The organism is Thalassoroseus sp. (assembly GCF_984380535.1).
Map to the genome: position 1 here is coordinate 55448 of NZ_CFHRBF010000015.1, position 24521 is coordinate 79968.

Consider the following 24521-nt stretch of genomic DNA (forward strand, 5'->3'; position numbering starts at 1 on the left):
CGATTAGGATTCCGATCTGATCGAATTCTCAGATTCGAACCACTCACGTCGTGGCAACTTTTGTCGCGAACGTGAGTTTTCCATTCAAGTCATGTGGGCTCGAAGGGACTCATCCCAACTGGCAAGGAGCGGGAACGTGAAAATTGTGATGATTGGTACCGGCTATGTCGGTTTGGTCACCGGCACATGTTTGGCCGAGAGTGGCAATGATGTCACCTGTGTCGATATCGATAAGAACAAAATCGCCGGTCTGAATCGCAATGAAATCCCGATCTACGAGCCCGGCTTGACGGAACTGGTCACACGGAACGCAGCGTCCGGTCGTCTTAAGTTCACGACCGACTACGAAGAAGCAGTCCCGAAAGCCGATTGCGTGTTTATCGCTGTCGGCACGCCACAGGGCGACGATGGTTCCGCGAATTTGAACGGCATTTGGAAGGTGACCGAGTCGCTTGCTCCACATTTGAACGACCATGTCATTGTGATCGTCAAGAGTACTGTGCCAGTCGGTACCAATCGGGAGGTCTCTCGGCGACTCAAGGAATTGACCGGCCGAACGGTCGATGTGGCGTCGAATCCGGAATTCCTTAAGGAAGGGGCAGCGATTGACGACTTCACGAAACCTGACCGCGTGGTGGTCGGTGTTGAACGACCGGAAGTCGGTGAAACGTTGCACGAACTGTATAAACCATTCCTGCGGACGGACAAACCGTTCCTCGTGATGGGGCTTGAGAGTGCGGAGATGACGAAGTACGTGGCCAACTGCATGTTGGCCACGAAAATTAGCTTCATCAACGAAATGGCGAACCTCTGTGAATTGGTCGGTGCCGATGTGAACGATGTCCGACGCGGTATCGGGCACGATCAACGCATTGGGTTTTCGTTCCTGTTTCCGGGTGTCGGTTACGGCGGTTCCTGTTTCCCAAAAGATGTGCGGGCGTTGGTTCGCGTGGCGGAGGACAACGGGCTCGACGCTCAAATCCTGAAAACCGTCGATAACGTCAACAACAGCCAAAAAGAAGTGCTGCATCGGAAGTTGAAAACTTACTTCAACGGCGATTTGAAGGGCAAAACCATTGCGGTCTGGGGCCTGTCGTTCAAACCTCGCACCGATGACATCCGGGAAGCACCGTCCTTGGTTCTACTGGATCGACTGCTGGAAGACGGTGCCATTCCGCACGTGCATGATCCGGTCGCTCAGGAGAATGTTCGCGAGATTTACGGTGATCGCTTGCAGTACTTCTCCCACCACTATGACACCTTGGAGGGAGCCGACGCTTTGGCGATCGTCACCGAATGGAATGGATTCCGAAATCCTGATTTTGAATTCATTAAGCACAAGTTGACGAACCCCGTGATCATCGACGGACGCAATTTGTACGACCCAATCAAGATGGCCGAACGTGGTTTCTACTATTCCGGTATTGGTCTGGAAGCCCCGAAGAAGTAACGCGACTTAGCAGGAAGAATACGATCGATGTCCGACATTGCTCCGGCGGGTTCATCGCCCGGACTGGTCAATACCCAAGACGAAGAACTCGTTCTCGTCATGGATTTTGGTTCGCAAACCGCACAGCTGATTACTCGTCGCGTGCGGGAACAGAACGTGTTTTGCCAACTCGTCCGCCACGATTTGCCTGCGTCACGGATACGCGAATTGTACCCGAAGGGGCTGATTCTTTCCGGCGGACCGGCCAGTGTGTACGGTGACGGTGCGCCGCAACCCGATCCCGAAATCTTCAACCTCGGCATACCGATTCTGGGGATTTGCTACGGAATGCAATTGGTGTGTCGTTCGCAAGGTAGTGCGATTACACCGGGCCATTCTCGGGAATTCGGACGGACAACGCTGCGAAGTCACGACATTGACGCACTGTTCCAAGGCATTCCCGTGGAATCCACGGTGTGGATGAGTCACGGGGACCAAGTCGAGAATCTCAGCGAGCATTTCGATTCGCTTGCAGAAACCGAGACCTGTCCACACGCGGCCGTTCGTCACAAGAACGCCCCGATTTATGGTCTGCAATTCCACCCGGAAGTCACGCACACCGCTTTTGGTGGGCGATTGCTGGCAAACTTCGTGACGCAGGTTTGTGGATGTCATGGAACCTGGCGAATTAGTTCGCTGATCGAGCGGGAAACGCAGACGATCCGCGAACGCGTCGGCAATAACCGCGTGATTTGTGGACTTTCCGGCGGGGTGGATTCCTCAGTGACCGCCGCCCTGCTCTATCAGGCAATCGGTGATCAGCTCTCGTGCATTTTCGTCGACAATGGCTTGCTACGGAAAGACGAGCGTGAAGAGGTTCGTCACGAATTCGGCGAGCACTTTCAAACCGACTTGCACATTGTCGACGCCGAGAAACAGTTTCTTGACGCACTCGCGGGTGTGAGTGATCCGCAGCAGAAACGCAAGATCATCGGCAAAGTCTTCATCGATGTGTTTCGGGAGGAAGCGAAGTCGATCCCTGACGCTCACTTCCTCGCGCAAGGCACATTGTACCCGGATGTCATCGAAAGTGGTGCCAATGTCGATGGTCCCGCAGCGACGATCAAATCCCACCATAATGTCGGCGGCTTGCCGGAAGAATTAGGTTTCGAACTGATCGAACCGTTGCGAGACTTGTTCAAAGACGAAGTCCGCCGCATGGGGGTGGAACTCGGACTGCCCGACAAACTCGTTTGGCGACATCCGTTCCCGGGTCCCGGTTTAGCCGTGCGATGTTTGGGAGAGATCACTGCCGACCGGCTAAACACGCTCCGTGAAGCCGACGCCATCGTGATCGAGGAATTGCGGAAGGCAAACTTGTATCGCACGGTTCAGCAGGCGTTCGCCGTGTTGTTGCCGGTTCAATCGGTCGGTGTGATGGGCGACGCTCGCACCTATGAAGACACGATTGCCATCCGCGCGGTACAAACCGATGACTTTATGACCGCCGACTGGTATCCGTTGCCTCACGAATTGTTGGGTCGAATGTCGACCCGCATTATCAACTCCATCCGTGGTGTGAACCGCGTGGTTTACGACATTAGTTCGAAGCCGCCGTCAACGATCGAATGGGAGTGAGATCACAAAGAACTGATGAATTCCGATCGGTACTCGTTGGACAAACCGATGAACGCCGTTTAGTGTGACGAGCACAAATCTCAACATTCCTTTCTTGGGAATGTTCGTCACATCAAGTACCGTAATTCGGAATTCGCTATGGTTGCTTCTCCCGCGTTAGCGTCGGCGGAACCGACTTGGGTTGCCGCCGAGAAGGATTATCAACTGGCCCTCGTCGATGGCAAACTCGCTTGCCAGAATCCGAAGGGCAAACAGTTGGCATCTGTGCCCAAATGGCTCAAAGAAAGCGAACTGGCCCAGCAACTGACGACGCTCAGCGATTGGCTCGAACGGCATGAAGCTGAATGTCGAGAGTCTGTCGAACTCTGGATGATGCGATCGCTTCCGGTGCCGCGAGAAATTCTTGCAGCCGTTTGGGCGGATCCGACTTGGCGAAATCTCTTGGAGAACCTCGTTGTTTGCGCGGTCGATAAGCAGGACTTGAATCAGGAAGAGTCCGGTTTTCTGAAAGACATCGACAAGAAGAAAGGTGTGGGGGTCATTGATCTCGATGGTGAATCACAATGGATCACCACGCCAACGGTCGCAATTCCTCATCCGATTTTGCTCACCGATCTTTCGGACTTCCGCGAGTTGATCGTGGAATTGAACTTCGAGCAACCGCTGGATCAACTCTTCCGGCAGACATGGGAACCGACCGAGGAACAACGTGCACAGACCAAGATCGAAGAGTATCAGAACGGCAAGTTCGAGCAGCTGAATCATGCGATGGGGTTGTGTCGGCGGTTGGGCTATCGTGTCCGGGGCGGAAGCGCGACGTGTGCGGTTTGGGAAGACGGAAAACTCACAGAAGCGCGTTTCTGGATTGGCGGCGAGTACCCCGAAGCCGAAACCTGGACCGGCGATCTTGTTTTTACCGACGAACGCGAACGCACTGTTCCCATCAAGGATGTCGGTCCGGTTGCGTTTAGCGAAGGTGTCCGCATGGCAGCGGCTATCTATGCGAAGCGAGTCGTCGATGAAGACGATGACGAATAGCGGGCGGCGGGTGCGTTGAGACGCACCACGATTCTGTGCGGGTTTTCGGTGCGTCGGCACGCACCCTACGACTACAAATTCGTTGCGAGAAAGATCTCAGAAATGACCGACACCACCGCGCTCCTCGAAGCTGGGGCTTTGTTGCCTAAGAAAACGAAGATCAAGAAGCAGGAACAGGTCGATGCAATCAGTGCTCGGGTGTATCAGCATCCGGCCATGGGCGAGCGAGTCGTTGTTCGATTGACGCCGGACTCTTTGGCGCAGGGCGATGATCTGGAGATGGAGTTTATTGGGTTCGACGCACCGACCGTCAACGGTCCACTCGCACACAAACGTCGGCAAGCTCTGGGGTTCCCTGGTTGGGCGTTGATTCACGATCCCGATCATGCGCGGTATGCGTTGGAACTCGTCAAGGAATTTAAGAAAGCTGCTCGAAAAGCCAAGTCGAAACCGGGACACTCTTACGATGCATTCGTTGAAATCGCCAAACGATTAGGCAAAAGCGTGGCGCATTTCCTGCCATCGTTTTGGGAACAAGCCGGGCGAGAGTTCATCGAGTTAGGAAACAACACGTATGCGTCCCGTTGCTTTGGTAAGGCGCGAGAAGCCGAACGTGTGCATGCACTCGAAGTTGACGAAGACCTTCGCAAAAACGCTTTTTTGGAGTTCGCACTTGCGGGCTGTCTCACGAATAAAGCGATTACCGAGTACGGCAAAGAGCTGCAGAAATCTCATTCTCCAGACGAAGCGTGGAATATCTTCCGTGAATTGTGTGTGCGTCGAACTCTTGGGGGGATGACGCCGTGGACGTCGATGGCGACGGACATCAAACAACTCGTTTCCAGCACCGATCGGGACGTCGAGCAGGAACTCGAGCAATTCCTGATCGAGATCCTCGATTCACCAGCAATGTCTCGGGCTCCGATGGGCTTTTGGAAGGGGTACTCAGCGATCATCAATGGTCTGGTTCAACGCGACGACGAGGTCGCGGGGCGACTGTTGAATCTCGTTCCAGAAACGAGCAGTTGGGGCGAACCGGAGGAACTTTGGACGTGGCTAGAATTGCTGGAAGAATGGGGAATCCTCAAGAACGCTTGGGAACGAAAAGCTACCGACAAGAACGGTCCGGCCAACGGGACGGCGGCTTGGTTGACGCGATTGACGACGGCTACAGAACAACCGCCACAACGCGTGTTCGAGCTTATCGAAGCTGCGACTAAACGGCTGATCAAAGACAAAACACCGTTGAAATTGGAAGTCCAACGTTGGGGTAATCCTTCGATTTGTGTCGACCTGCTCGACTTTGTGTTGGAGCGAGACATTCCGGTTGCTGACCCGTCGGTGGACTGTCACTTCGATCTTAGTAGCTGGGCTCGGGTCCCTGACGATGTCGAGAACCGACCCCGCGACCCGGTGTTCGTCCATCGCGATAAACGCTTCGGCAAACTCCTCGAAAACGCCGTGCCTAACTCCGCGGGCGAGGCCGAATTCGAAGCCGCCGCCCGTGGCAAAGAGGCGTTGAAAGCCGCTCGCAAAGCTTGGTTGCTGGACTTGATCCAATCCGTCGATCAAAAGGCGTTGCCCGATGCGAATTCAGCACTCGGCCAACTGGAAAACCGGACGACTCGTGAAACCTTCCGCGAGTTTCCAGAATGCTACGCGGCCCTGAAAAAAGCGAGTGTCGACGCGGCTCTTGTGCGGAACTTGCAGGGCGGTTTGATCGACGAATATGGCTGGCCGATCTTAGAGGAGGTTGCCGACCGTCTGAACCCCGACGGCAAACAGGAAATCAACTTTTATGGGGCATTTCCGCACGTTGTGGTTTCCGATGGAGCGACTGCTGTCGTAGTCAATGCGACGGAAATCGTCTACGAACACGAACTTCGACTTCCCAAGAAGGCGGAACTTTCGGACTTGATGTTCTATGACGGGCAGCTCTGCGTGTTCTATGAAACCGCCCGGTACGAGTCGGCGTTTTATTGGTCGAGTGCGCCCAAGAAGACGTCGAAAGAATGGCATTATGGCGGGGGTGTCTCCGGTGTTACTGTCGATTTGCCGAATGGAGGCACGTTCAACGGTCGCCGCGTGGTGCATGCTGGCGATACCGAGAACATGCAAAGACCGGACACCTTCTATTTTGACGGTGAGCACTTTTGGACTCTCGAGTGGCGTACAGACGACCGGCAACTTCGTGAATATGATCCCATGACTGAGCAAAAAGGCCGGTGGTCGTTGCCATCCTTCTTGGAGGACTATGTCACCTCGAAACATAAGCTCTATCAAAACGCTTGCGCACTCATGCGGTTGGAGAGCGTGGAGGATTCTCCGCTGGGGATCAAAGATCATATGTTCGGTTGGCGGGTCCGACATGAGAACGGAGACTCTCCGACGTCTTTCGAGTGTGAAGGAATCGACGGACGAACTTGGACGGGTATCCTTGGTTACGGGCCGCCGACGGCGTTACTGGATCAACCCGGTACGGACAACCGGTTGCCAGTTTCCGGGGACTGGTTGACCGATGAGGATCCGAACCTTTGGGACCCGGCGGGCGAGTATTTGCTGGCGGACTTCGACGACGACCGTCACTATAACAACGGTCAAGTTGCGGCGTTGCCGATTGTCTGTTGGCACGCGATGAAATGTCGAGACAAGGCACTCTCCAAGAAACTTCGCAAAACCAGTCTCACGCAGGCGAAGAAGTTGATTGCTGCGGCCTTGAAAGATATCGAAGAACAGGACTTCGATGCTGAAATCGTCCAGCTGGTCGAAACGACTGCGGTCATCGAGGCCTGGTTGAAAAAGTCCGACCCCCGCCGACTCATTTCCGGGGTTGCCGGTATCTGTTTGTTGGCTGGTCGATTGACGAAGCGTTTGCAAGAACTGCTGGAAAACCGTGATCCGGAAGCGGAATCACCGGTGGACTTCGACCCCGCCCTCGAAGCGATTGTCACGGAAGGGCTTCAGAAGTTGGGGATTCGCACTGGTTGGGGAGATGGACACCCACTACTACCCCACCTGCACGAGGTCGCGAAATTCTTCCAGGGTGAACCTCGGAGATCCCGCACGCCGATTGCAGAGGTTCCCTTCGAATGGTTCGACCTGCTCGACGGTTTAGAACGTCGGGCATGGTCGGCTTATTGGACGAATGATGACGATGCTTGGCGAAAACTCATCGCGGCTTGGGTCGAGTTACCGTTTGTCGATTTGCCGGGGAAACTTCGCAAACTTGAAGGCGAATTCGACGGGTCTGCCCCGTTTCCCGTTCGCAAAGACGACTACGAAGATGCCTGGTTCTTCCATGAACACAAAGGGAATTATTTTCTGATGAACTGCGGCTGGTCCGATCAATGGACCATTCTGGAATACGCTCCCAAGAAGAGCTTCCAAGTGTTGCCGAATTTCCAGATTGAATCGGAAACCGAGTACGAACGGTTGTGGTCGTCTGAGCAGTGGAAAGTGTTTTTGGAGGCATTGGACTCCCACGAAAAACCATTGCTAGACCGTGAGGTGTTTCTCGAAAAAGCAGAGGCTTTGGGTGTGTCCGCGGCGGAAGTTGGCCTGCTGTGGTTCGGCTGTCCGAACTTCAGTTGGTACGATAAAAATTTCATGCCGAAGCCGTTACGCGAACACCTCAAGCTGAAGGTCGCGGAAGCGGCGGCAGCGAAAACGGCGTTGCAATCGCTGCCGGGTGAGACCCTCACGAGACTACAAAATCTGCTATTGGATGGTGATCCCGCGGAGCTTTGGAATACCGAGGAACTCCCCGCGCTTGATCGGCTAGCGAGCGAATGGGCCAATGTCATGCCGAAGCGACTCGAGATTCCCGCCAAAATGTCGGAGAAGCTCTGCGAAGCGTTCGGTTATTATCGCGCGGACGGCGAAATGCTCTCCGCATTGGCGGCTCCACAGTCACACGACTACTTCGACGCGAACGCAAAATGGGTACTGCGTCAAGATGAAGAGGACTACTCCCCCGAGTTACACTCGGATTCCGAAGACCGGACATTCAACGAGTCGGTATTGTCAGCGGTTACGATTGCAATTCCATTTCTGAACTATCATTTGCCGGTCGGTGATGCAACGAGAGCCGGGCTGGTTGAACTGCACAGCGTCACCTTAAGTTGTCTCAAGAATGCAAACTTGTTGTTGCCGGCGGGACATCACTATCTCTACACAGCGGATGAGGAAGAACCAGCGAAGAAGCAACTCGAACAAACGCTGGGAAAATCAAAGACGAGCAAAGGCGTCTCGACTGTTGATGATGGGCTGATCCTGGGAGTGGCGAAAGATCATCAATTGGTCTATGCGATTCGACCTGCCAAGTTGCAGAAGGCTAAGGATTGGAAACGACTGGCAAGTCTCAAAGACGTGATTACATCCGCCCACGGTTCTTATCAGAATCAGCACGTCTGGCATCTAGAGTTGATTCACTCCGACGGCTACCGGAATATCTGCAAGCGAATTCAGAAGACGCCTGTTTCGGACGGGGAGTTTGAAACCAACCCGATGCAATCGGTCAAGGATTTGGTCGGTGAGGTCGCAGACACTTACGGAATCGAAGAGGCGTCAGCCGCGCTTTATCTGCAAGTGCTGTCGTTGCCCGACCCGACGAGTGCCAACATCAAAGCCTGGATGGGGTGGACGACATCGCAGCTCAACAAAGCCGTGAAGGAATTGGCGGCGAAGGAATTGGTCCTCGAAGCGAAACGGTCCCGTGCAGGACGCGGCTTTTTCTTGCCGGGTGGTTGGGAAGCCCTCAAGTTGCCGCATCTGCCCATCGAGACTTGGAAACTTCCGTTATTCGGCATCGAACGAAATGCCGAGGGCGGGCTCGAAATGCCGTTGTCTCGGATTCTTCCGACCCGCCCCGTCCATGAACTTTTTGCAGAGGCTTGGAAACGAGTGACTGACGGGGACAAACCCGAGTACGAAGAGGTCAATTGATTGATCCTTGCGAGTTCGCTCTGCGATGGCGCACAATTTAGTGATGTCATCATTGAGGGGAAAGGATGCGTAACGAAAGACTTTGGGCGTTGGTTCTTGTCGCGTTGCAATGCGGGCTGATCGGATTTGTCTCCGGCGGGTACGTGTTCGCGTTGATCGTGATGACAATCGCGGGAGTGGGGACGTTCACGCAATGGCGAATCACCGTCCGTCCGGAACGACTCTTCATTTGGACGGCGGTGTGCATTGCGTTCTTCCTGCTGAAGTATCGCTTGGCACCGGTGGAATTTTCCGCCGACGCTTATTTCATCCGCACTGATCTCATGCATGAGATGGCACGGTGTTTGGCATTCATTCAGGCGATGCAGTTTGTCATTCGACAACCGAATGACCGTTTGCCATTGTCGCTGCCTGCACTCGGGGCGGCGGCATTTATCTGTGCCAGCGATGTCGAAATGGGGGCCTCGCGTAGCATCATCGTCGGTATGTTGGCAATTGCCTATGTTCTTGGCTGGGCAATGTTTCAAATGGCTTGGCGACACCGTGATGCCGTTTCGAACCGCGCTGTCCCATCGGGGTCTGTTCGACGTGCCTCTCGAATGCGGGTTGTCGTGGTTGCTTTATTGTTCGTCTCGCTGGTGTTTTCCACCGCAGCGATTGCACGGTCCGTTGTTCAGTATCATCGACCGATTGATGAATGGCTTGTGCGACAGGTGGAAAGTTGGCTGGCCCGATGGCTTCGTAAAGACTTCGGCTCCAGTATCGTTGGTTTTAGCGAACGCGCGAGTTTGAATTCGGTAGGGATTCGCAAATCATCGAACGACGATGCCATTTCATTGCGAGTTTTTGCCGAGGAAGAACCGGGCTATCTCCGCGGACAAGTTTACATCGATTACATTCTTGGCGAATGGCGATCGCCGGCGTCGTTACGGTTTCCGATTCATCCTGCAGGAGGAACTCCCCAAGGGCTTCCGGCGGTATCGGAAAAAGGAGAACTCTTCGCCTATCCCGGGTTCGATTTACCGGAGAGTCGTCGCTGGCGTAGCCTGGAGTGTTGGCGAGCGGAATCGCTAAAGGGAATTTCGTTTTCCACCTTGCGTACAACGCACTTGCAAGCGGAAACCGATGAGATTCGCTATCGCACTCAGGGACTGTTCGACCTTGGGGAACTACCGCCCGGCTTTCCGTATATCGCTTGGGAGTTAACACATCCCGAGTCAAAAACCAAGCCACTTGTGAGACACTCTGCGGAGGAAATTGCCCAGTATCTGGGGTTATCGCAGTATCATCGGCCTCCCCAACCGGATCCACCAGCGATCGCCGAAAAACCGATTGGCAGTCCGAATGCCCTTGTGTCCCACGAACACTCGGAAAGTTTGCCACGTCGAACTGAGTGGGTGGATGACTGGCATGGCCCAGAGATGGAGCTGATGGATTATCCCGAGGTCCGACCTCGATTTCGTGTGGATTGGGTCGGACGTGTCGCCGACGTCGTGTTTGAGGGATGTGAGACAACCGAGCAAAAAATCGCAGCGGTCGAAAGCTATTTTTATCAGAATTACGAGTACCATTTGGGACTTCAAATTCCCAGAAACCGGTGGCACGACCCTGATCCGTTACAGTACTTCTTGGAAGAAAAACCCGCCGCCCATTGCGAGTACTTCGCGAGCGCCGCTGTCATCCTATTGCGACGCGTCGGAGTTCCGGCCCGGTACGTAACTGGGTTTGTCGTCAGTGAACGCAATGAAATTGGAGGGTATTGGGTCGCTCGCAATCGTGACGCCCATGCGTGGTGCGAGGCTTACGATCCGCAGACCGGCTGGACGATCGTCGAAGCGACCCCTGCTGGCGGTGTTCCGCAATCGTCCACGATTTCCGCATGGCAACAATGGTGGGAGGAATTGAAAGCGGCAATCGGTCGTCTGAAAGTTCACATCGCCAACCAGAACTGGAAACGAGTTTGGCATACACTTTGGGGGTCTGCCACTTCCGGTTTCACGGTCATGATTTTGTTCGGCCTGGGATTCTGGCTGTACAAAAGGTTGCCTTGGCGAATTCGTTGGTCTCGGCGGCGTATCCGTCCGAAAGACCGATGGGAAGCTGCCCTCGGGGATATGCTGCAACGGATGGAAAACGAACTACAACCGTTCGGCTGGAAACGGTCGGCATCCGAGACGCTTCATCAATTCGCCGGTCGTGTGGCCCAACAAGCTTCGAAAACGCAGACCAGCGACGAGAAAGAACTCGAACGGACGCATGCCGCCGCCGTCGCAGAGTGGCTTCGCACGTATGCTCACCTGCGGTACACTCGCACGCCAGATGAAGTCATGGTGTTGGAACTTCGGAAGACACGTCCTCAATTGTGATCTGCACTCGGTTCCAACTTTCTGCTATGATCTCATCCACTTTCCGGCGGCACGTTTGGCATCAAGGAGTCCACGGATGGACATGTTCGTGATTGACGGCGGCCGTCCCCTGGTTGGCACGGCCCGTGTCAGCGGCTCGAAAAACGCGAGTCTCCCGATTATGGCGGCCGCGATCATGGCCGATTCCGCGTGCGAGTTGCACAACGTTCCCGACCTGCTCGACGTGCAAACCATGTGTCGGTTATTGCGACTGCTCGGGGTTCGTGTGCACTGGAAACCGAGTTATCTCGGGCGTTCACTCGTTCTGACGGTCCAGGACGAATCACGCTGCTTGGCCGACTACGACTTGGTTCGGCAAATGCGAGCCAGCGTATGCGTATTAGGACCGTTACTCGCGAAACGTGGACGAGCCCGTGTGTCCTTGCCCGGCGGTTGTGCCATCGGCGATCGACCGATTGATTTGCATCTCAGAGGGTTACGATCGTTAGGGGCCGAGATTCATGTCGATCGAGGCTACGTGCATGCCCAGGCAAAGCGGTTGCGTGGCAGTCGAGTGTTTCTCGACGGACCCTTCGGCACGACCGCGACAGGGACATGCAACGTCATGTCCGCCGCGACTCTCGCGGAAGGCGTGACCATTATCGAGTCCGCCGCTTGTGAGCCGGAAGTAATGGAACTTGGACGGTTCCTAAACCGCATGGGGGCCCATATCGAGGGACTGGGCACATCACGTCTGCGAATCGAAGGAGTCCGGCATTTGCGGGGAGCAACACAATCCATTGTCCCCGATCGAATTGAAGCCGCCACTTTGATGATCGCCGCTGCCGCCACCCGTGGAGATATCAAACTCGAAAACGTACCTGTGGCCGATATGACCGCTATTATCGAGAAACTTCGGGACATTGGCGTTGAGATTGAAGTTGATTCTTCACAGTCCATGACGGCGAGGAATTTTGAGGCCAATGAAACCAGCACGGTGCGTGTGACAGCGACACAGCGGCCGAACCCTGCGGAAATCACGGCGAAGCCATTTCCCGGAATTCCGACCGACGTCCAAGCCCAGTTTATGGCCTTGCTCTCGATGGCGAACGGGACAAGTATCGTCACAGACCGTGTCTTTCCAGAGCGATTCCAGCACACGCCGGAACTCGCTCGGCTGGGGGCTCGACTTCGGCGTGATGGCTCTTCCGTTGTTGTGGACGGTGTGGATCGCTTGCATGGCACGAATGTGATGGCAGGAGATCTTCGAGCCAGTGCCGCCCTCGTTATCGCGGGATTGGCCGCGGAAGAATCGACCACGATTCACAGGATCTGTCATTTGGACCGCGGTTACGAACGCCTGGAGAAGAAACTGACCGCCCTTGGCGCATCCGTCCGACGCGTCGAGGATTACTTAGATCCCTCCCGTCAAAATCTGCGGTCTCCTGCTGCGATCATGTGGCTACTCTCGCATCGTGAAAATGAAATCGCTAATGTAGTCGACCGTGTCCGCCCTTCTCGGTAAAACGTGATTTCCGATTGAGAACGCTTCCCCTACGGAATCGGCTCGTCCCCGCTATCGGTCTGTGTCAGTGACCGGCTTGGGCAGGAATCACAGAGCCGTTCTCCTGCAACCTTGACGACATGCGACGTTTTCACACCACAATCTGGTGGCGATTCATCTTGTTGGCCGCATTGGTGCCTAGCATCATTGTGTTGGCATTGCGGATCGAAACCAACATCGACGACGTCTACCAATGGCTTCCCGACGACTCACCCGGGTTGGTGACCTACGAATGGTTTCTCGAGCATTTCGGATCCGATGATGTTGTCGTCGTATCTTGGCCGGAATGCGGTCTGGATGACCCGCGAATTCCAGTGTTCGCTAACCAACTCTCGGAGTTGCGTGGGGCCGAATATATCGACGAGGTGATGACCGGTCCCGAGGTCATCGGGCGTCTCACGGGTGAGAACAGCCAACTGACCCGAGACGAGGTCATCGAGCGACTCGCTGGGACACTGATCGGCGCTAACGGCGAGACAACATGTCTCACGATTCGCCTCACGCCATCTGGACAACGACATCGGACCGAGGCCATTCAAGACATCTTCCGAGCAGCAGCCGCCACACCGGGGTTGAGTCGGGGCGAATTACGGATGGCAGGGTACCCGTATTCGGGATATGTTGCCGAGGCGGCCATCACCCGGGCCATTACTCTGTTCACGCCGCCGGCGTGTTTGGTCTCGATCCTGGTGGCTTGGTTCTGTTTGCGGAATCTGCCGGCGGTTTTGGTGACTTTGTTTCTCTCAGGCGTTGCAACCGGTGCCGCAGTTGCTTTGATTCCGCTCTTCGGTACGAAACTCGATGGGCTACTGACGGCGGTTCCCTCGTTGATATACGTGCTAGCGGTTTCAACATGCATTCACCTCGTTAGCTATCTCCGTTCTGCATCCGAAACCCTGCCCGCCGAGCAAGCGGATGCGGAATCGATTGCCCGTCGTGGTTTTTCGATTGCGTGGAAACCGTCGGTGGTATCGTCGGTTTCGACGGCGGTCGGAATGGGATCGTTGGTCTCGAGCGAGTTTCCCGCAATTCGCCAGTTCGGCCTCTATTCGGCGGCGGGCACATTGTTGATGCTTGGGCTGTTGTTACTGCTCGCACCAGGACCCTTAGCTTATTGCGTGCTTGGTTCTCGTGGAGGACTGCATCCCCCGCAATTCCTACAACGCACTCTGTGGCGTGGGTTTCATATGGCAACATCACACGCCCTATTCGTGATTCTGGGGGTCGTCACGTTTGCCAGTGTCTTAGGAATGCAACTTGGAAACATCCGTGCGTCGGTTGCGGTCGAAGACCATTTTCGCAGCGACAGTGAATACCTACGAGACCTGTATTTTATCGAGAACGAAATCGGTCCGTTTGGTGCCGTCGAGGTGGTGCTAGGATTTCCCACAATCGGGTCGGGCGAGTTCGACGAACGATTTCGAAAAATTCAGTCGATCGAACGGCGATTGAAAGAGTTGCCCGAAGTCTCGACAACTTTCTCGTCAGCCACGCTGGTTGCATTGCCGGACGATCTACACGGCCGCGTGGGGTTTCTGGCCCGGGTCGTATCCCGCAAGCAACTTCGGGATTCCCGGTACAAAATGCTCGATGGAGCCTACCTGAACGAATTCGACGATCGCGAGTGGTGGCGGATTACCATCCGAGCGACGGAGATCGAGCGTATCGATTTGGCCAAATTCGAAGACGACGTTCGGAACCTGGTCGATCAGGAATTGGAATCGTCGGAGTCAGGCGACATCGTCGTCAAGTACACCGGAGCCGCTCCATTGTACCTTCGCTCGCAGAAGAACGTGATCCGGGACTTGTTCCAAAGTTATGCGTTGGCTTTTGCGATTATTGCCGTGGTGATGGCGTTTGTACTTCGCAGCGTTCTAGCGGGGTTGGCGTCGATGGTACCGAACGTGCTGCCAAGTGTCGTTGTATTTGGAGGCACCGCCGCGTTGGGGTTTGACTTCGATTTCGCAACGATTGTCACCGGTAGCGTGGCGTTAGGAATTGCCGTCGATGACACGGCTCACTTCCTCTTACGTTATCGGGAACACGAAACCGAATGCCCGACGGAAGCTCTGCGACACACTTTCCAAGAATGCGCCCCCGCGATGCTCACCACGACCTTGGTGTGTGGCTTGGGGCTACTCGTGTTTCTTCCTAGCCCGCTTGCTACTCAGAGCCGGTTTGCCATTACGATTTTCTGTTTGTTGATTGTCGCGGTCTTTTCCGATCTGGTGTTGGTGCCGGCAATGCTTTCGACCCGAATCGGACGTTGGGTTTTCGGTCGCAGGGAGATCGAAAACCCAGCATCCGATTCTTTGAAGCGGATTTAGTCCCGTAGAAGTACGTGACGTACTCAAGTTTGCACATACGAAAGACCGTCACGTGGTCTATCGGCGGTTCGAGAAAAAGTCGTCATCGGAAAATGGATCAGCTGAACCTGACGAACGCTTGCCGCGACTCGTCGGAAGTCCGGCCCGACCTGACGAATCCGGAAGGCGTTCACTGACAGCTTGATTCAGGAATGAAGTCGTCCTTAAGCCGTATGTGGCGACGAGTCCCGCAACGAAACCACCGACGTGCGCCCAAAACGCGACACCGGCTGCTTCGACATTGTTGATGCTGCTGACACTTTGCATCAACTGCAGCAGGAACCAGATTCCCAAAAAGACCGGAGCTGGCACGACAAGCGTGTAGAGAATCACGAACAACGGCAATACCGCCAACACGCGGGAGTGTGGATAAAGCAAAAAGTACGCACCCATCACGCCGGCGATCGCACCACTCGCGCCGATCGTGGGAATCGACGAATTGGCGTTAAGAAGCAAGTGCGTCCCACTCGCCGCGACTCCGCAAGCTAAGTAAAACACCAGATACCCGAAATGCCCGTAACAGTCTTCGACATTGTCGCCGAAGATGTACAAAAACCAGATATTGCCCAGCAAATGCATCCATCCGCCGTGCAAGAACACGCAAGTGAGAAGCGTCATCCAAGCCGGTACGGCCGACGGTGCCGCCTCACGCATGACGATTTCCGGTTTGCCACGCCCGTCCTTTTGCGGTTGGACGTCCGGAATCTCGACTGGTTGATCCGGGTGCAGGACCCGGGCGGGAATCATGCCGTACTCTTCGACTAAAGTCGGTTCACCCTCCGGTCGAGAAAGTTGCATCAGGAATGCGACAACGCATGCGGCGATCAACGCATAGTTGACGAACGGGGTTTGACGCGAGGGGATATTGTCACGGATGGGAAACATTCATGGCTCCGACACAGATTCCTAAGGACTAGCGGAATTGTAGTCGACTCGTTTGCTGTTCGTCAGAGCAACAGCCCCGAATCCAATTGAAATCGATCATTTGCTCCCACTCTGACCTTCTTCGGCGAGCGATTCGAAGTAGCGTTTTCGCAGGTCCTCGTATTTCGGCAAGTATTTGTCGCCGCTCATGTTAAGCAATTTCTTCCGCACGGCGGGCGGGAGATGTCCCCAAACATCCCGCATGAGGTGCTGACGATCGGGCGGCGCGGTGCCGCCTCCGTTCGCCGTTTGATTGGCGTCCTCCGACGATTCGCGAGACCGTTCATTTGCCTGCGGTTGCTGTTCCGTGCCCGTTTCGCCGGTCTGCGGTGACGGTGGTTGATTTGCGTTATCGGGTGACTCCGATTGATCCGATTTGTTGTCGCTTTGGTCCTGTTGATCTTGCGGCGGCGGTTGTGACGGGGGCGGCGAATTTGGTTTTTGATTTTGCGATTGTTCTGCGAGATCAATCAGTTTCTGCAGATCGCGGATGACTTGTTCTTGAATCTCGCGAGTTTCTTCGCCGGTTCGCGATTCTTTCAAATGTTCGGTTGCAGACCGCATGCCTGCCACTGCGGTCTCGATGGGGTTTTCCAGCGGCGGCGCTGGTTTCTCCGCTTCCTCAGGTTCGTCGAGAAGTTTATCGTCGAAGACTTTTTCATTGGGGGCGGCCGCTTTCGCTGGTGGCTTCGGCGTCTCATCCTCCGCGACTAACGGAGAAGCCCACACGCAGACGATCGTCAGTAACCAAGCGAGATATTGTGTTCGGGGCATGGCGTTTACTCCGGTTTCTTTGGGCCAAGTTCGTCCAAGTTCAGATCGATTCCCAAATCCTTGAGTTCTTCGTCCTGAGATTTCTTCGGCTTGGATTTCTCGGGTTTTTCTTCTTCGGTTTCTTCGGGCTGGTTATCGTCGGGTTCCGGTTTGACGGGGTCCGCTTGGACAGCGTCCATGACTTGTTTCGTTAAATTTCGCGTGATGTCGGCGAGCAAACTTTGCTGTTCTGTCAGCTCAGTAAGCTCCGTTTTTTGTTCGTCATCAAGTTCCGTATCCGTACGTTTCCGATCGAGATCGGCGGTTCGCTGCAAGATGTCTTCTTGCATGGTCTTAAGCATCTTGAGCTGAGCGAGCTGCGGGATTCCGTCAGTTTGCGGGCCACCAGATTGGGGCTGGTTCGGCTGTTGATCGGTTTGCTCGGCGTCGTCCGTTTGTTCCTCAGGTTTCTTTTCATCTTTTTCCAAAGCCGCCACTAAGTCAGCAAACCGATCCCGAGCGGCTTCCTCAGCTTCAATGGTGCGGCGATCGGTTTTTCGTTCTTCCAGCCGAGTTACGGCTCTTCGCATGTTCTGTTCGGCCCCGCGAATAGCCAATGCAAAGACGGCAGCCGCCTCAATCTTCTTCGCCAGTTCCGCCGTTTCGTCGGCGAGCGTGGTTTGGAGTTCCGCCAGATTCCGCAAGGAAACCAGTTGGCCGCGTGTGAGTCGACCACGCTCCCGCCGCTCCGTTTCCAACCGATTCGTTTCATCGATCACCGCTTGTTGGCGTTCGACAAACGCGTTGATTTCATCAGCAATCTTTTCCAAAAGTTCTTGAGCCAATTGTTCCTCGGCGGCTCGCTGTTCCTCGGCGAGTTCGCGTTCGGCTTGTTCCAGATCTTCGAGGGCCTCTTCGATTTCCTCGATGGCCGTAGGGTCATCTTTGGTGAGGCGTTGGACGGCTTCTTCCATTCGGCTGGCGGCACGTCTAGCCGACGAACCGGGACGACCGGCTTGCATCCGGCGAAGTTCCCGCGCCAACTCCGCTGCTCGCTGTTGAAGCTCTTCCTGTTCTTTGCGAAGCCGTTCGAGTTCCTGTTCTCGTTGATCGGGATCTTTGATCGACTCCGCGTCTTTGAGTTTGCGAAGCGTTTCGGTTTGGTCTTGCTTCAGTTCTTCCAAGCGTTTTCGGAGCGACTCCAACTCCTGGGCGAGTTCCTCGACGTTCGCCGCTCCGCGGTTTTGCAGAATGTCATCAAGTTCGCGTAAGTTCTCAGTCGCCTGTGATTGCTGTTTCGTCGCTGAACCGATTTCATTTTCATCGAGTGCTCGTGCGGCTTCTCGCAATGCACCGGCTGTCGCTGATTCCCGCAAATATTGACGGGCATCGTTGAGTCGTTCGGCGATATCGGGACGACTCTCTTGCAGCGTCTCCGCGTTCTCTTTCAGTTCGGTTTCGAGTTGCTCGACACGTTCGGCCTGGTTGCGTTGTCGATTCGCGAGTTTTGACAAATCGGCTCGATCTTGCGGTGTAAGTTGCGAACGGTTCTTTCCCAGTGTTCGTTGGCCGATGTCCGCCCGCTCGGCGTTCAATGCATCTTGCTCGTTCAACAGGTTTTCGATCTCCGCCGACAGGTTTCGTTGTCGACGCCACTCGGAAAGCTCGTCGAGCAAGGTCCCCAGCGATTTGAGAATCGCGTCTTGTTCGCCAGCGGTTTCGTTCAACCGTTTCTGTTGCTGCTTGGCTTGCGTGGCATCAGCCGATTGACCGGTGGCGGATTTGGTCTCGGCTTGCTTGCGAGTGTCGATCAACGCCCGTTCAATTTCCGGCAAATGATCTTCCTGGATGACACGCAATTCCTCGCGAATCCGAGCGAGTCGGCGTTGCATCGGTTGGGATTCGATGCCGTTGGCTTGCATGTCGTCTTCGATATCCTTGGCACGCGCGTCTATGCCATCGAGCGGGTGCGTCAGCCGACTGCCAATGCGTTTCTGTTCCATCTCCACGCGTTTGAGTTGATCGATATCTTCCAACCGCAACTCACCGGCGTTTTGCATTTGAATTTGGAGTTGCTCGATCGTGTCGCGAACTTGACGTTGCGTTTCCCTGACGTCGGCCAGTTCATCGACGATTCCCGACTGTCGATCCTCGAACTCTTGCGTCTTTTGTTCGGGGGTAACGATGGTCAACGTCCGCGTGAGTGATCGACCGATGTGTCGTTGCTCATCGATGCGAAATGCGTCCTCCGCTTCCGCCCAAGTTACAACTTGTTGGCCAGGTTGCAGCGAGAGTTGCCCCAAATCCAAGTTGTGCTCGGCGGTTTGGCGAAAGATATCGTTGGTGCTCAGAGGCAGACTGATTGCGACCGGTTCGGACTTCGAACCTGCGTCGGCAATTTGATAGACCAACCGCAGACCGGCCAAACCGAGATCGTCTTTCGCGCCGAGTTCGAACGGCACGACGGCGGCGGGTGTGACTTGCCGATCGACTTCAGGTTGTGAAATCCACACGTCGGGAGAGTTATCCGCAATTCCTCTGACTTCGAAACGCGGCGCGTCGGCGTCTTCGAACCCTTGATAATCTTGGAGTTCGAACCAGTACGAGTACACACCGGCTTCTTCGATGACGAACGATGTTTGCAGGGTGCTTTTGTCGTCTGGATTGATCGCGATCTCAACGGCGGGTGATTCCTTGACCCGTAGTCGCGCAGTCCTTAGCGGTTTGTTGGCGTGTATCGTGATGTCGACACGTGTGCCCAGATAACCGCGAACGTGTCCCGTGCCTGGCGGAAGTTCGACGGGTGGCTCGCCGAGATACTCTGGCGGCGTGAGCGTCACATGCAATGTTTCGATCTGCGGCGGCGGAACAACTTCAATCTCATGCCAAGGCATTTCGTGGTCATCACCGCCAACGGCGCGGAACCACAATCGGTCTTCGACAGGTCGCATTTGCACGACACCCACGGACCGCGACTTGCCATTTTCGTCTTGCCGAGTTGTCGTGCGGAGGGTTTCCTCTCGGACATCGTTGGCGGCGTTTTGTTCGATTTTGTCGGGCTCCGTCTCGGCGACAATCGGTTGCGGTGGTTCGAGACGGATCTGCAGTTTGACGTCGCTGGGCAACGGTCCGCGTTCGTTCTCGACGTAGAGGTCGAGTTGGTCACCCCGTGCGACGCGGTGCGGTTCCAACTGAGTTTTCAGTGTTTGGAATTGTTCATCGAGGAGCACCAGCCGCGTTTTCTTCGGCCACGGTCTTTCGGAGAACGGGAACAACAATCGGTGTAACGCCGTCGCCGCGTTTGCCTGATTGAAGCCCGCAACAACGGCAGTCACCAAACACACGCCGATGGCAACCATCACTGCCCGGCGGATTGGACGGGTTTCCACAAGTTCTTCGACCCGCAACTGTCGAACGTGACGCAGCGTTTGCTCCACGACTTGTCGTTGGAGGTCCGGCGATCCGACGCGAGCATCGCACTCGCCTTTCAGAAATTGCACGGTACTCGCAAAACTGTCACGAAAACCGGGATAGCGTTTTTCGATCCGGAGCGCAATGTCGATATCGCTCAGAGTACGTCTGAGGGGGGTGATCAACAGTCGCCACGCAATCCAGGCGGATGCGGTGAGAACCAAACAACCCAAAATCAGCCGGATGCCCGGGTCGTCGATTTGAATGAGCCAATCCAGAAAACCGGCGAGGAATACGCCCCCGAATACGACTGCGACGAGCCAACTCACGCCGTAGAGTGCCAACAATTGGCGGACTCGTTTGCGAAGCTGCAACAATTGTTGTCGGAGATCGTGATTCGTCATGATTTCACTCGGAGTCTCGGAGTGCGTGATCTGTCATCATACCAGTCGCCATCGCTTCCGCCAGATCCATTCCGCGGCGAGTAGGACCGTGAACAGCAGCAGAAACTCCCAGCGGTTCCACAACAGAATCGGCTCTTGACTTTCCAAGGGGACCGGTTGCCCCGGCGGGATGATGCGGCTCAGTCGTCGGGCTTCGACCAACGACAAAAACCGTCCGCCACTGGCTTTCGCAATTTGGACGAGGTCGTCACGGTCTAAGTTCCGTTGAATCAGCTCCCGACTTTGCGACTCGACGATGAAATCATCGGACGGTGGCGTTTCGTTGAAGTTCGGCCGCGTCACCCACACATGGTACGAACCTTCGCCGACATCGCTCAACTGGCCTTCGAAAACGTTCGCAGCCTGAGGGACGCGAGTAAGCGGAATCGCACGTTGCACATCGCCGCGACGCTCGACCATCACCGAGACACCATCGGTAGCAGCGGGGATCAGACGTTCGTCGAGGAACCGCAACCGCAGCGTGACGGTTTCGCCGCGTTGATATTGTTCCCGGTCGGCGGTCAGGCGAGCGCCACGATCTTTCCCAACGAGTTTCGACCGCGTGAGATACCGAATCGCCTGCAGCCAGTAGCGTCCATAATACCGGTCACCTCGTCGAAACCGCCAACGCCAGAGTTCATCGGTCGCGTGGAACATGACTTTGCCGGCTCCGTATTGTTGCACGCTAATCAAAGGCAGCAAGCCGTCCTCGCCGTTCTGAAACGGGTGACTCACAAACACGACGGCACCGGGTTTCAACAGCGGCGTACGAACATACCAGTACCAATCCGGCAGATTGGCCCACACTTTCAAGCTCTCGGGTTCGGAGTCTTCGAAACGAAACACCGTGTTCGAAGTTCGGCCTTCGATTGTCAGTTCCGGATGGAAACCGTTCGGAATGGGCACACCTTCGGGCGGCAGCGATGCGTTTTCCAAATCGACCGGCAACAACGTTTCCAGCGGCGTGCCTTGGAACTTGAGCGGGTTATGCCGAGGTCCAGCCATCAGAACGAGTCCACCTCCTGCATCGCGGACATAGTCTTGCAGGTTCTTGAGCACGATCGGACTGAGCGACGATGGATCGATGTCGCCGAGCAAAATTACGTCGTACCGAAAGAGTTCATCGCGTTGCACGGGAAAGTGGTCGAGCGCGGTGCGGTCTTCAGCGGTGAAATCAAGGTCCGCTTGTTGCAGCACCGTGGAAACCTCCAACGTGTTGCGTCCCTCTTCGCGGAACGCTTCTCGCTCTAACAACGCTTTCAAGTAGCGAAACTCGTAACGGGGCACGGAGTCCGCCAGCAGCACACGGATCGGCTCTTGTCGCACGCTGATGAGTTGTGGTTGCGTGCGATTGTTGTTGGCGTTGGTTTCCTCGTCGAGCACGACGGTTTCGGCCACGAATTCGAACTCGCCTTCCTGATTTGGAATCCACAAGAATTCGACTTTCTCGCTCACGCCATCAGCAGCGGCGGTCACGGTTTTGCGATCGACTTCCTCGCCGGTATCGTTGCGTTTGAGCACGACTTGAATGGACTCGCCTTCCAAACCGTAGGCTTTCAGCTTCACGGAGAACGTAACCGGGTCGTCGACGAAGGCGATCTCATCGGATAGCAAACCGTAGAGATGCAAATCGCGGGCGGGTTCTTCAGTTCCCAACCCCACGGTGAAGACCGGAACCAATCGACTGCGGGCGACGTCCGCGACTGCGGCGAGGGAATCGGTTGAATCGGTCGTGGTGATGCCATCACTGAACACGACAATTGCGGAGGGTGGCGTGCCTCGCAGATCGTCCAGAACTTTCCGCACCGCGGTTCCTGGTCGTGTCGATTCACCATCAGGTTGCAAGCCCTGCAAGATGGGAAGCAACTGATCGACATCGGCGGTGTTCAGCAACTCGCCACCGTCGCCGAGCACGTTGGCATCGTCACTGAACCGGTAGACGCGCACCTTATGACGAGGCAGCAAGTCTTTCAGAAGTTCGCCATCATCGCTGGTCAGCAGAGATTTGACGAGATTCAGCCGCGTGGTCTCCGAGAGTTCGGACGAGGCTTGTAATTCTTTCACAACTCGCTGAATTGTTTTGTCTTTGTAATCGTCCTCGAAGCCCATGCTAAGAGAGTCGTCGAGCAATAGCACAACTGTTGGGAGACCAGTGCGATCAACGGATAACCGCAATTCGCAGAGAAAGAAGAGCGCCATCAACACGACGCCAGTTCGCAAGGCGATGAGTCCCCAACGGACACGCGTCGGAACCGTGGCGGCGTCTCGACGATAGATCCCCACGATGAAGGCCATCGCCAGCACGATCAAAACCAGCACGGCCCAACCCGGCAACCAGGCAGGCCATGGGGAATTCCACAAGAAATTCCAAGCCGTTCCCTGCCCGGGATCGTTCGGCGGCAAACCAAGATAGGACTCAACGAACCGTTTCAATGCGTGCATGCAACTGGTGGGGTTTCACTCAAGAGGCATTTCTGTCGGGGTGTATGTCAGAGTGGAGAACCGGATCATTATAGTTGATTTGTCCGCCGTGGTCGCCCGTTTGCACAATTTTGTCGTTGCACGAGTGGACAGCAATCGGAAAAATAAGAGCATGACTCGACAAAATTCTCTGGATGATCGGCTGCCCCATCGACTTCACCGTCTGACTTTGATTGTTTGTCTCCTGGGCGTTCTCTTAACAGGGACCGTGTGCCTTGGTGGTGAATCATTAAAGTCAGGACGGGATATCGGCGAGAAAGTTCCGTCATTTTACGTGCGGGCTGTCACGGGACCACTGCGAAATCAGTCGACGTGTTATGTCTGTCGCAACGGGAACCGTCCGGTAGCGATGATCCTGCTGCGAAAGATGGAACCGGAACTACAGCCATTGTTGGAGAAACTGGATGAGATTGTCGATTCGCATCGGGCCGAAGGACTCCGCAGCTTTTGTGTCTACTTAAGCGATCAACCGCGGTCTGCCATCCCGGTGGTGCAGACGTTTGCGTTCGATCATCAGATTGCGACTCCCATGACGGTTGCCAGCGAAACAATCGCAGGGCCGACCCATCAAAACATTCATCCTCATGCCGCGGTCACGGTTGTTCTTTACGAACATCAGCAAGTCGTGAACCGATTTGCGTTTCGGACGGGCGAACTGACCAACGACAATGTTCAGGCTGTGTTGGTGGCAGTTCGTGACCTTGTCCCATCGCACGAGTAACTTCTTAGGCATATGTCTTCCGGAAATGCCCGACGCGGTGCTTCCGATTTCAACGCGCTTTGCGAGCAAACCTAGCAGTCATTCTGAGATGCTGCACGTCGTTATGTTTGCCGGTCCGATTGCAATTCCATGTCAGCGAATGTCTTACGGCGACTTGGTCGGCAACTGAGACTCTTGGCATCGGGAATGGCACGTGATCTGCAATGCGAGGTTTGCAACGGATGATAAGACGTCGCGGAGGCGACTCCCGCCTGGTCTCCTACCACCTTAGAGAACTGAGAACGCAAATTGATCATGAGTCTGGCAAAGCTAGTTCGTTCCTAATTCGCTCTCGGTTCGGTCTCCCTGAAGTTGTTTGACTTCTTGCGAATTCTGCAAGTTGCCGAACGACGTATGTAAACGCTGTGTGGGAAAGCCGCTCCCCACAAATCTCGAAGAATTTGAGTCAAATACATAATTTCTAA

At 55.1% G+C, this 24521-nt stretch carries 12 protein-coding genes; 8 read left to right on the top strand and 4 right to left on the bottom strand.

The genetic code is table 11. The features are described 5' to 3' along the window. The first annotated feature begins 136 nt into the window (after positions 1-136). The 7 genes from AC5DDB_RS20415 (at position 137) to AC5DDB_RS20445 (ending at position 15285) form a co-directional block, all read left to right on the top strand. Positions 137-1450: a UDP-glucose dehydrogenase family protein gene (locus tag AC5DDB_RS20415; RefSeq protein WP_491741612.1), complete on the top strand. Its 1314-nt coding sequence runs from the start codon at positions 137-139 to the stop codon at positions 1448-1450. Between the two features lie 27 nt (positions 1451-1477). Then, positions 1478-3067, top strand: coding sequence for a glutamine-hydrolyzing GMP synthase (guaA, locus tag AC5DDB_RS20420; RefSeq protein WP_491741613.1), 1590 nt, complete (start codon positions 1478-1480; stop codon positions 3065-3067). Positions 3068-3205: 138 nt separating this feature from the next. Then, positions 3206-4105, top strand: coding sequence for a DUF4132 domain-containing protein (locus tag AC5DDB_RS20425; RefSeq protein WP_491741614.1), 900 nt, complete (start codon positions 3206-3208; stop codon positions 4103-4105). 102 nt (positions 4106-4207) lie between these two features. Continuing rightward, complete coding sequence (locus tag AC5DDB_RS20430; RefSeq protein ID WP_491741615.1) at positions 4208-9049, top strand: hypothetical protein; 4842 nt, start codon at positions 4208-4210, stop codon at positions 9047-9049. Between the two features lie 65 nt (positions 9050-9114). Then, positions 9115-11415 (top strand): transglutaminase TgpA family protein, encoded by a 2301-nt coding sequence (locus AC5DDB_RS20435; protein WP_491741616.1) that lies wholly within the window; start codon positions 9115-9117, stop codon positions 11413-11415. A gap of 76 nt (positions 11416-11491) precedes the next feature. Continuing rightward, positions 11492-12919: a UDP-N-acetylglucosamine 1-carboxyvinyltransferase gene (murA, locus tag AC5DDB_RS20440; protein ID WP_491741617.1), complete on the top strand. Its 1428-nt coding sequence runs from the start codon at positions 11492-11494 to the stop codon at positions 12917-12919. A gap of 119 nt (positions 12920-13038) precedes the next feature. Continuing rightward, entirely contained in the window at positions 13039-15285 is a 2247-nt protein-coding gene (locus tag AC5DDB_RS20445) for an efflux RND transporter permease subunit (RefSeq protein WP_491741618.1), read from the top strand. Between the two features lie 57 nt (positions 15286-15342). On the opposite strand, the gene AC5DDB_RS20450 is transcribed toward AC5DDB_RS20445, so the two are convergent. From AC5DDB_RS20450 to AC5DDB_RS20465, 4 genes are all read right to left on the bottom strand, one after another. Next, positions 15343-16209, bottom strand: coding sequence for a rhomboid family intramembrane serine protease (locus AC5DDB_RS20450; RefSeq protein ID WP_491741619.1), 867 nt, complete (start codon positions 16207-16209; stop codon positions 15343-15345). 96 nt (positions 16210-16305) lie between these two features. Continuing rightward, positions 16306-17022 carry a hypothetical protein gene (locus tag AC5DDB_RS20455; RefSeq protein WP_491741620.1) on the bottom strand — a complete coding sequence of 239 codons (717 nt, stop codon included), beginning with the start codon at positions 17020-17022 and terminating at the stop codon, positions 16306-16308. A 5-nt stretch (positions 17023-17027) separates the two neighbouring features. Next, positions 17028-20816, bottom strand: coding sequence for a hypothetical protein (locus AC5DDB_RS20460; RefSeq protein WP_491741621.1), 3789 nt, complete (start codon positions 20814-20816; stop codon positions 17028-17030). A 36-nt stretch (positions 20817-20852) separates the two neighbouring features. After that, positions 20853-23297 (bottom strand): VWA domain-containing protein, encoded by a 2445-nt coding sequence (locus AC5DDB_RS20465; protein ID WP_491741622.1) that lies wholly within the window; start codon positions 23295-23297, stop codon positions 20853-20855. Positions 23298-23448: 151 nt separating this feature from the next. Between AC5DDB_RS20465 and AC5DDB_RS20470 the strand changes: the two genes are divergently transcribed. Continuing rightward, positions 23449-24057 carry a hypothetical protein gene (locus AC5DDB_RS20470; RefSeq protein WP_491741623.1) on the top strand — a complete coding sequence of 203 codons (609 nt, stop codon included), beginning with the start codon at positions 23449-23451 and terminating at the stop codon, positions 24055-24057. The last annotated feature ends 464 nt before the right edge of the window (positions 24058-24521 follow it).